Source organism: Mesorhizobium sp. M7A.F.Ca.MR.362.00.0.0, assembly GCF_004023175.1.
GTDB lineage: Bacteria > Pseudomonadota > Alphaproteobacteria > Rhizobiales > Rhizobiaceae > Mesorhizobium.
The window spans coordinates 1-475 of sequence record NZ_RZTF01000914.1 but is presented as its reverse complement, the minus strand read 5'-3'; the positions used below and the strand labels follow the sequence as shown (position 1 = coordinate 475).

Here is a 475-nt window from a genome sequence, read left to right as displayed (position 1 = left end):
CATCGCCCGTGCCAAGGACAAGAACGACCCGTTCCGGCTAATGGGCTTTGGCCACCGCGTCTACAAGAACTATGATCCGCGCGCCAAGATCATGCAGAAGACGGCGCATGAGGTTCTGGGCGAACTCGGCATAAAGGACGATCCGCTGCTCGACATCGCCATGGAGCTGGAAAAGATCGCGCTGACCGACCCCTATTTCATCGAAAAGAAGCTCTACCCGAATGTCGACTTCTATTCCGGCATCACGCTGAAGGCGCTGGGCTTCCCCACAACCATGTTCACCGTGCTGTTCGCGGTCGCCCGCACCGTCGGCTGGATCGCGCAGTGGAAGGAGATGATCGAGGATCCGCGCCAGAAGATCGGCCGCCCGCGCCAGCTCTACACCGGCGCGCCGGAGCGCGACTACGTGCCGATCGCCAAGCGGTGAATTGGGAGTAGGGATCGGGCAGTAGGCAGTAGGGTATGGTCAATTTCC

General features: G+C 60.4%; 1 protein-coding gene. It reads left to right on the top strand.

Going from position 1 to position 475, the window contains the following annotated elements; translation table 11 throughout:
• The coding region (locus EOC06_RS38500; RefSeq protein ID WP_281062149.1) for a citrate/2-methylcitrate synthase at nt 1–427 on the top strand (427 nt) is incomplete at its 5' end.
• Nucleotides 428–475 lie beyond the last annotated feature (48 nt).